The sequence below is a fragment of the Alcanivorax sp. HI0044 genome (assembly GCF_001634945.1).
This window is the reverse complement of sequence record NZ_LWEZ01000240.1, coordinates 1-1,168: the sequence shown is the minus strand read 5'-3', so window position 1 is coordinate 1,168 and position 1,168 is coordinate 1. Positions and strand designations below refer to the sequence as shown.

Annotated in this window: 2 protein-coding genes; both read right to left on the bottom strand. The window is 54.0% G+C overall.

The features are described 5' to 3' along the window. Positions 1–378, bottom strand: a 378-nt coding sequence (locus A3730_RS29395; protein WP_197477248.1) for a BtrH N-terminal domain-containing protein, incomplete at its 3' end; no start/stop codon positions are given. Continuing rightward, positions 378–1,168 (bottom strand): metal-dependent hydrolase (locus tag A3730_RS03100; RefSeq protein WP_197477247.1); only part of this gene is annotated, 791 nt, incomplete at its 5' end. The genes A3730_RS29395 and A3730_RS03100, both read right to left, overlap by 1 nt.

Genomic DNA, 1,168 nt, shown 5'->3' with positions numbered 1-1,168 from the left:
GCTCTTGAAATAAGGAAGGTAAAAAATATCAGTTAAGAGAAGCGCAGGCCGCCCCGCATCAAGATGGGCATCCAGCGCATCGGCGGCAGCACATTTATCTTGCCAAGTTTCCCAGCGAAACGGCACGCCCAGTGTAGAGAACACCGTTTCCTCAAATCCCATTGAACGGACATGGACAATAAACGGGGTGTCCGTGCCTGGTATTTCCACATAAGTAATACCAAGCCCGGCACCCAGCCCGAAGCAGAAAGCTTCCGTCAAATTAAGCCCATGAAACTCCAGCAGGTCTCTGATAGCTGAACTGCCACAGTGACGCCCAGGCCGATGTGTATGAGGAACATCGACGGTACTGGGGAGATCCTGCTTGTCTCCATGCATCAGGCTGCCTCACTCACTGGAGCCGGACCGTAAATGGTTTCCGATGCCCGCATCGGATCTCCATGAGTCTCATACTCCGCCAACCACGCGGCAACCTTCTCAGGCATACCNGTATCCCAAGGGTGAAATCCAGGGCGGAACCAAGCGAGGAAATCAGGCAGCATGCCTGTGAGAATACCTTTTCGCCCATAAAGCTTGTTCAGGCCTCGCAGAATCACACCAGGCTGGCGCGTTACGCCATCAAGCTTGAGCATATTCCAAAATACTGGAGCCACGACAAGGTGAACCATCAGGGTCGCAACCACCAACGCAGACGCGCGCGTCAAGTAGCCTCCACCTGCTGCGCCCTGATAAAGATCATAGGCCACGGCCTTGTGCTCTACTTCTTCGACCCCGTGCCACAGAAATAGCGCTCTCATGACGGGGTCAGCCTCGCTAAACATCTCGCTCTTCTCGCTGACCATGGTTTCGCCCAGGGTTGCCGTAAAGTGCTCAAACGCCGCCGTCATGGCGAGCTGATACTTCTTCGGCAGGTACTTTTGTGTGGTGCGAATAAAGGTCCTTAGATTCGCAGTGACCTTATCCACATCCACGCCCTGGCTGGCCATCACATCGTTGAAACGATCATGGACAATCCCGTGCTGACCTTCCTGGCGAATAAAGTGACGAATATCCTCGCTCAGCTGATCATCTGTCACTTGATCCTTGAAGTTACGCACTGACTGGATAAAGAAGCGCTCCCCCTCCGGGAAATGCACTGAGAGGGCATCAAAGAAGCGGGTCAGCACGG